The organism is Mucilaginibacter sp. (assembly GCF_028288105.1).
Lineage (GTDB): Bacteria > Bacteroidota > Bacteroidia > Sphingobacteriales > Sphingobacteriaceae > Mucilaginibacter.
The window spans coordinates 1-8617 of record NZ_JAQBOI010000316.1 but is presented as its reverse complement, the minus strand read 5'-3'; the positions used below and the strand labels follow the sequence as shown (position 1 = coordinate 8617).

General features: G+C 41.4%; 7 protein-coding genes. 5 read left to right on the top strand and 2 right to left on the bottom strand.

Annotated elements, in window-relative coordinates:
- From JWQ85_RS20870 to JWQ85_RS20850, 5 genes are all read left to right on the top strand, one after another.
- Positions 1-843, top strand: an 843-nt coding sequence (locus JWQ85_RS20870) for a hypothetical protein (protein WP_299471437.1), incomplete at its 5' end; no start/stop codon positions are given.
- A 188-nt stretch (positions 844-1031) separates the two neighbouring features.
- Positions 1032-3641 carry a DNA mismatch repair protein MutS gene (gene mutS / locus JWQ85_RS20865; RefSeq protein WP_299471435.1) on the top strand — a complete coding sequence of 870 codons (2610 nt, stop codon included), beginning with the start codon at positions 1032-1034 and terminating at the stop codon, positions 3639-3641.
- A gap of 70 nt (positions 3642-3711) precedes the next feature.
- Entirely contained in the window at positions 3712-4266 is a 555-nt protein-coding gene (locus JWQ85_RS20860; protein ID WP_299471433.1) for a DUF6252 family protein, read from the top strand.
- A gap of 95 nt (positions 4267-4361) precedes the next feature.
- Entirely contained in the window at positions 4362-4937 is a 576-nt protein-coding gene (locus JWQ85_RS20855) for an NlpC/P60 family protein (protein WP_299471432.1), read from the top strand.
- Positions 4938-5040: 103 nt separating this feature from the next.
- Positions 5041-5163 (top strand): hypothetical protein, encoded by a 123-nt coding sequence (locus JWQ85_RS20850; protein ID WP_299471430.1) that lies wholly within the window; start codon positions 5041-5043, stop codon positions 5161-5163.
- On the opposite strand, the gene JWQ85_RS20845 is transcribed toward JWQ85_RS20850, so the two are convergent.
- Positions 5164-7065, bottom strand: a complete 1902-nt coding sequence (locus tag JWQ85_RS20845) for a DUF3857 domain-containing protein (protein WP_299471428.1) — start codon at positions 7063-7065, stop codon at positions 5164-5166. It lies immediately after the preceding gene.
- On the bottom strand, positions 7065-8617 hold a 1553-nt coding region (locus JWQ85_RS20840), incomplete at its 5' end, for a transglutaminase domain-containing protein (protein WP_299471426.1). The genes JWQ85_RS20840 and JWQ85_RS20845, both read right to left, overlap by 1 nt.

Genomic DNA, 8617 nt, shown 5'->3' with positions numbered 1-8617 from the left:
GGTAAAGGATATAAAAATGAAAAATGGCCCGAGGGGTTAAGAGGGCCGGCAACAGCTTCGGCAGTATGCCGCATAGGGATAATGAGATCTGTAAACGGTGGCAAAAGCTGGGTTAACCGTAGGATATTTATTGAAGATGAACAACCCCGAATGATACTTAAGCCAAATAATACGGCCATCAATTTCGCGGGCGGTACCGGCGATCCATCGGCGGTTGCCAGCGGTGAATATCTTTATCTGTTTTATGGCGAATATGGTTACCCGGGCACCTATGATCAGGCTACTTATAACCCTAATAACGAGTGGAAAGGACAGTGCATTAGTGTAGCACGCATATTATTAACAGATTTGGATCATCCCGAAGGGAAAGCTAAACGATGGGATGGTAAAGGGTTTAATGTGCCTTATAACGGTGTGGGCAAGCCTGTATCATCAATACAAATCCCGCTTGCAGAAGGCGGCGGACCAACATCATCCCCAACAGCTAAATATTACTGGGGGCCATCGGTAAGTTGGAACACCTATTTAAATGCCTGGGTTATGTTAATGGCCAAGGCCGAAGGGCCGTCATGGAAAGGGAATAGCGTTTATATCTCTTTCAATAAAAACCGGGACCTTGGATTGGCAAACAATTCGCAGCGATGGAGCAAGCCTAAGTTGCTGGCAAAAAAGGAGGGGCATACGTTATGGTATCCATCTTTGCAGCCTATTAATTCGGCAGCTAATAAAGATAATGAGTACTCGTCGGTAAAATTAGGGCAGCACGCAAGGTTGTTTTATAAAGATAACGATAATGCAAAGAACGATTATGTATCTGAGTACCTGGTTGAGTTTGTGAAGTAGTTTTTTGTCGTTTATAGGTCGTTTCAAAGTCGTTTATAGGCCTAAATTTGCCTTTTTTGGGCGTCCCATTTAAACAAAAAGTGGAACAAAGCGATTAAAATGGAATCCACAAAGTTTAACTTTTCCACAATCCCTGTAATCCGCATTCAATCAATTAAATTAGCCGATTATTAATTACAGCAAATCCCTTGGCTAAGAGCGAAACAAAAGAAACCCCTTTAATGCAGCAGTATAATACTATTAAGGCTAAGTACCCTGGTGCTTTGCTGCTGTTTCGCGTGGGCGATTTTTATGAAACCTTCGGTCAGGATGCTATAAAGGCTTCGGGCATATTAGGTATTGTACTTACACGCCGTGGTAATGGGGTGGGTACGCATATTGAATTGGCAGGTTTCCCGCACCACTCGCTGGATACCTATTTGTCTAAACTGGTTCGTGCCGGTCAGCGGGTAGCCATCTGCGACCAGCTGGAAGATCCAAAAACCACCAAAACAATTGTTAAACGCGGTGTTACCGAGCTGGTTACCCCTGGTGTTGCCACCAGCGATAACATACTGCAGCAAAAAAGTAATAACTACCTGGCTTCGCTATACTTCGAAAAAAATAGCGTTGGTATAGCCTTGCTGGACATTTCTACAGGCGAGTTCATTGCCGCGCAAGGCAGTACAAGTTATATAGACAAGCTGCTGCAAAGTTATGCGCCCAGCGAGGTAATATTCCCGAAAAGCCGCCAGCACGATTTTAAAGATACCTACGGTGACCGTTTTTATACCTACACCCTCGACGAATGGCCCTACAGTGGCGATTACGCGCAAGAAACGCTGCTAAAGCATTTCGGTGTAAAATCATTAAAAGGTTTTGGTATTGATAAGCTGAACCTGGGTATTGTAGCCGCCGGTGTAGCATTGCATTACCTTAACGAGACCGAGCACCGTAACCTGCAACATATATCGGCCATTGGCAGGATAGAAGAGGATAGGTACCTGTGGCTGGATAGGTTCAGCATTCGTAACCTGGAATTGGTGGGTTCTAATAACGAGAACGCGCTAACCCTTGTTGATGTGCTTGATCATACTTGTTCACCTATGGGTGCACGTATGCTGCGCAGGTGGATAGTAATGCCGCTTAAAGAGATCAAACCTATTAACGACCGCCTTGGTGTGGTTGAATACCTGATAGAGCAGGAAAAGCTGCGTGAAACCCTGCAAAACCAGATCCGCCAGATTGGTGACCTGGAAAGGCTGATCTCAAAAATTGGCCTGCAAAAAGCTAACCCGCGCGAGGTTTGCCAGTTGAAGAAAGCTTTGATCGCTATTGAAAGCATCAAAAAGCTAACCGAAGGTTCCGCAAGCGAACCGATGAAGGCGATTGGTGAACAGCTAAATCCCTGCGTATCCATTAGTGAAAGAATTGCCCGCGAACTGCACCCCGAACCACCTGTTATGATGGTAAAAGGTTCGGTGATGAACGAGGGTATCAATGAAGAACTGGACAGGCTGCGTAAAATAGCTTTTGGTGGTAAAGGTTACCTATTGGAGATCCAAAAACGCGAGGCGGAAGCCACAGGCATCCCATCGCTAAAAGTATCGTTCAATAATGTGTTTGGCTACTATCTGGAAGTAACCCATAGTCACCGGGGTAAGGTGCCTTCAGAGTGGATCCGCAAGCAAACGCTGGTAAACGCCGAACGCTATATAACCCCCGAACTGAAAGAATACGAGGAACAAATTTTAGGTGCCGAAGAAAAGATATTGGTACTGGAAACCAAACTTTATAACGACCTGCTATACGCCCTTGCCGAATATATTAAACCCATCCAGCTGAATGCTATCCTGGTAGCCCGTTTAGATGTGCTGCTGAATTTTGCCACCATATCTATCAAAAACTATTACGTTAAGCCGGATGTGAACGACAGCCGTGTCCTGGATATAAAAGGCGGCCGCCACCCGGTAATAGAAAAGAACCTGCCGCTGGGCGAGGAGTACATCACCAATGATGTTTTTCTGGATTCGGAATCGCAGCAGATCATTATTATTACAGGCCCCAACATGGCGGGTAAGTCGGCTTTGCTAAGGCAAACCGGCCTTATTGTACTAATGGCGCAAATGGGTTGTTTTGTACCGGCCAAAGCGGCTTCTATTGGTTTGGTTGATAAGATATTTACCAGGGTGGGTGCATCAGATAACCTGTCGTCGGGCGAATCTACCTTTATGGTGGAGATGAACGAAACGGCCAGTATCCTCAATAACCTAAGCGACCGCAGCCTGATCTTGCTGGATGAGATCGGTCGTGGTACATCAACTTATGATGGTATCTCTATTGCCTGGTCGATAGGAGAGTACCTGCATAACCACCCAACCGCAAAGGCTAAGACGCTTTTCGCTACCCACTATCACGAGTTGAACGAGCTGAGCAACAGCTTTAATCGTATCAAAAATTATAACGTATCGGTTAAGGAAGTTGGCCAGCAGATCATTTTCCTGCGTAAATTGGTTCCCGGTGGCAGCGAGCATAGTTTTGGTATTCACGTAGCCAAATTGGCCGGTATGCCGCAAAAGGTATTGAGCAGGGCTAATGAGATATTGAAGAAGCTGGAAAACGAACGTACTGGCGGCGAACATATAAAGGAAAGCATCCGTAAGGTGCAGAAACAGGCCGTACAAATGCAAATGTTCTCGATAGATGACCCGGTACTGGTTAAAATCCGCGATACCCTGAATAACCTTGACGTAAATACCCTGACCCCTGTTGAAGCTTTAATGAAGCTGGATGAGATACAAAGGGTGATAAAGGGATAGGTTGTGCGATCTTTGACTTAAATAGTGATTTTCGATCAAAATACCTTAAACCTGTAAACCCATTAACACAATGATTTTAAGAAGAACTTTTATAGTTACCACGCTGCTTGTCGTGGCTATGGTAGCCTGTAAAAAAGATGCAAAGGTTATTGAAGCTCCTGTTGACGAAATAACAAAGTTACCCCAGGTTACTGCAATTGGTGCCGGTACATTTGGGGCGATAGTTAAAGGCAAGGCATTTATAGGGAAAATAACAGAGTGTATATATTCCCATGATAATAATTACCCGGATTACTACAATTTTACTTTAACGGCTATTGATGCAGGCAAGAATACAATACAGATAAGTTTACCGATCGTGAGTAAACTTGCTGAAAAAAATTCATATACTTTAAATAATATGACTTTTTCGCACTGGGCCGGCAAATATACAGATGGGGCCGCAACTGAAAATATTTACCAAACGAACGCAACAAACAATGGTACTGTCAGCTTTTCAAAAGCTGATGATGAAAATAAAATTTTTTCCGGAACCTTTTCATTTATAGCCGTTAATTCAGCAGGCGAAAAAGTAACCATTACCGACGGCCGTTTTGATACACATTTTATTTATATCGAAAAATAGAGAAGGTATTGCTTTTGTACAGATTGCGTTATTGATTGTTGAAATGTTTAAAACATCTGTTGTAACATTTAAGCGTTTGCAGATATCTTTAGGCCATGTTATTACCACGCTATTCCCGGGTGCTTTTGGTTTTTGCCGCGACTATTATTTTATCAGCCTGCCATTCAAAAAAGTTTACAGTTAAGAATGGGAATAGCGCCCCATATTCTATGGTTAAGCCCGATAAGGATATCGCAGAAAAATATTCCATTTTTATGGAGGTGAACCGTAGCGAAATACAAAACGGTAGGTTATATAGCTTCATTGAAGAATGGTATGGTACACCTTACCGTTTTGGGGGCTTAGATAAAAACGGTATAGATTGCTCGGGCCTTGCTTCTTTACTTGAACAACAAGTATATGGTATTACTATTCCGCGTATGACCAGTAAACAAGTTTTGGTAATTAAGCGTAAGTACGAAGAAGAGTTAAAAGAAGGTGACCTGGTATTCTTCGATTTTGATGGTAAGCAATTTAGCCATGTTGGGGTGTATCTGCAAAATGGTTATTTTGTACACGCCAGTACACGAAAAGGCGTAATGATAGCCAGGCTGCATGATAATGGCATCTACAAATTTTTCTCGCGTGGAGGTTCAGTTACCGATCTAACAACCTCGGCGCAGACAGAGTAGTTCATAGTTGAGCTATAATGAGCAATCAATATTAGCCTTTGTTATAACGTACAGGTAATTAATCAGCCTGAACTTCTTAAATATAATTTATAGTTTTGTGCTGATGTCAAAGCAAAAAAGCGATTACTCTTTCTGGACTAAATATAAGCGTTATGCCGGAACCGAAATAATGCTGTATGTGATCATGATAGTTGGCATTATTTTGGGTATCATTATTTTTAGCTGATCAATTTTTCACCAGCGTTACATTATAACTATCAGCATCGGCAGCTGTCTGGTAAAACTCAACAAGGTCATGGTAACTATTTTTATCATAAGTGCCATCAATCAATTCCATACGGCGTTTATATATCAATTTGCCATCGCTTACAGTGGCGCTCATTTTAAATTTCCCAAAGGGCTTATTCAGGTTTATATTTAAAGGTTCCATATCCGGATGATAACCGGCGGGTAAGGTATAAACTATTTCATCTTCATCTGTATAACCCCGGTTAATGTAAACAGGGTTGGTACGGTTGCGTACATCGCGAATGCTTCGCTGTTTGTTTAGAGGGTTTAAAGCAAAATAAAGCTTATCATTATCTGCCGATGCAAAATCGCGCGCGCTTAGTTTTATACTTTCGGTAGCAACAGGTATTTGTTTTTTATCCTGCTTAATATCCAGTTTCTCTATACTAAGGTTACTGATATTTGTATACATTTTTTGCAAAGTTTTCACCTGTTCGTTTAACGGCTCACCAACTAATTCTTCGGGATTGTCATACTGTGTGCCTTTATAAATGGTAACCATATTACCACTAAGGGCACCATCTTTGTCAATTATAAAACCAGCCTTACGTGTTTGCACGTTATCTTGCGATGTGTATTTTGGAGTATGTAATAGTTTGCCGCCTTCTGGGGTGCATGCCAGTACGTTACGGTCATCAGTAAAATCACTTAAAAAGCCAAAGGGGATTTTTTGGCTGGTACATTCCAAATAAGTAGTATCATTTTTTATGGGCAGGCAAAGTATTACATGGTTACCCTGGTTCATACTGGCAAAATCATTAAGCATGCTTACCTTGCTATTATCACCATAAACCACACAATACCAGGAATCGATATTGGCAGCTTTTAATAATGCCTGGGTATAATTTACCAAAGCTTTACAATCGCCATAATTAAGCTTATCTACATCTGCAGCTAAAAAGGGTTGGTATCCTCCGATACCCACCTGCACGCTTATATACCGGGTTTTACCCTGCATATACTCATATATCTTTTTAGCCTTTTGCTTAATATCTGTAATACCGGCGGTTAATTCCTTTACCTGTTCAATAGTTTGTGGCGGGAGTGCCTGCCTGTTGACCAGCAACTTATCATAACTCCAGCGGCCAAGTTGGTCCCAGTTGGTGAAAGAACCCGCTATACCGGCATACACAAAGTTTTGAGGGGCTATTTTTACCCTGCTAAGGTAAGTTTCGCTAAGTGGGCTATATGGCTCGGCCCTTAAAGCTTTAAGGTTGTTTACCTGCCAGGTGTAAGTTTTAAGGCCATCTTTATTTGTTCCAATGTTAACCTTAACAGGCATATTTATTTCTTTGTACCTGATGTTGAAATCGGGCTTGCAGGCAAATGTGAAAGAGCTTTTTTCAACCGCGAGGCCAGTGTGTGGATTAGGTTCCCAATCTCTGAAGTTCAAGGTTTGCTTTGATTTAACATCATACTCATATTCTATGGTATAAGGGTACGAACCTATTGATGGTATAAAATGCTTTACGCGCGAATCTTCAAATAAAGAAAAATCATTGGCGCCATTCACATCCTCAAAATCCTTTTCTGAAAATTTGCCGGTAAGTTTACCAAACTCGTTATAGGTGGTGCCTTTTATGCTTTTTATAACATTGCTTTTATCATACCAAACCGCAATGTGTGCAATGTCATCGCCGTTTTTGTTTAGTACAGTTATAGCGGTCTTTATATGGTATAACGTGTTGTTATCTTTTACTTCGGTATATACGCTTTGATCCCTTATTACCGCGCTTGCATAGGGCAACAGGTCTTTTTGTATCAGGCTTACATCATAATTAACCTGGGCGTTTGCCAGCGTTGTCACCAACAATAATAAAACTGTAAAAATTTTTCTCATCACTTTTTCCTGAACACTATTTCTGCTTTTTCAGAAGCTATTATTTTGTTGTATAATTCTTTTAAATAGGGGTACTCCTCGGGCGCGTAGATAGATTTATCGAGCTGTATCACGTTAGAGTAAGTGAAAATGTTACCCTCACCCTTAAATTCGGTCATAAATTTACCACCCTTATTAGGCAAGCTTATTGCCGCGCCTTGCGGTGAACTTTCAATGCCATAACCATCGGGCAGGTGCATAACTAACATATAACGGCTGCTTGATGGCATGCCCCAATCTACCGGATAATTGCGTTCTTCCAGTTTAAAAGGGTTTGTTACGTACCTGTTAATGATAACCGGGTTAAAGGCCAATCTGTTATGGTTTAAATTATCGAAAAGGTCAATTTCTACTTCATACTGTTCGCCAAGTGGTTTATCAAGGCTATCCAAATTACTAATGTTTGATTTAAGGATCTTTATTTTGCCCAGCTTTTCGTCAAGGTTCTCAACAAATTCATCAAGGGTATTAAACTTTTTAATGGCTTTTCGTTTTTCATAAGCTTCGTAACCGATGGAGTAAGTGGTAATAGTCCCTTTTAATTTACCATTTGGCTGCAAAGTAAGGTCAAGCGCGCTTGTGCTCGATTTTTTTTGATTGGCTACAAGATCTACCCAGTACGATGGCTTGTCAAAGCTCATTACCCGTCCCTGGTCGTTAAGGCATTTTAAAGGTAACATACCAAATGGCAGCATGGGGTCGGTGGCATCAAGCAGGTAAACTTCGGTGCCAATATTAGCTTTGGCAATTATATAATTAAATTCATTTTCTACTGGGTATAATCTGTTTATTAGCCCATTACCACGTGTTGACAGTAAAACGGCTTCGGTTTTTACCCCGGCAGAATTTAACGCGGCAACTAAACATAAATTAATATCAGCTACATCGCCGGTGTGTTTATCAAGTGCTTTGCGTACGCCATCACTATACCGGGAGTATATTTCATTCCACTTAATAGTTTTTTGAATGTAGGTATAAACCGCTACGGCCTTTTCCATTTCGGTGGTTTTACCCGCAATTACAGGGGCAATGTATGGTTTAAGCAGGTCTTTCTTAATTTGCGAACCAAAATACTCCGAATGTTTTAGGTTATAATCAATATCCTTCCATTCTTTGGTTTCCTTCTTTTTAACGCTTGTATAAGGGTTGGTCCAGCTTTCCAAATTAAAGTATATGGCTGATAGAAAGTTTTTTGGCGATGTCATATTATCCTCCTCAATAAAAGCAGGAATATTGGCCATGCCATAGGTCAAAAAAGAGCAATCACTTTTTGAGCCGTGGCTGTCAAAACACTCTTTTTCAATGTCAGCTTTGTTTTTGGTAAGCTTAAGGCTGCCACGTATCATCGCGTTATAAGTCCAGAAAGCGGGGATATGTACCTCATATTCTGAGTAGGCTTTAGGGATATCATCCTGAAATTCCCATGATGGAAATCTCCAAAAACCCGGTATAATTTTAGTGTAAGTATATTCAATAATGCAACCATTGCGCAGATTGGGCATGGCAAACTTTA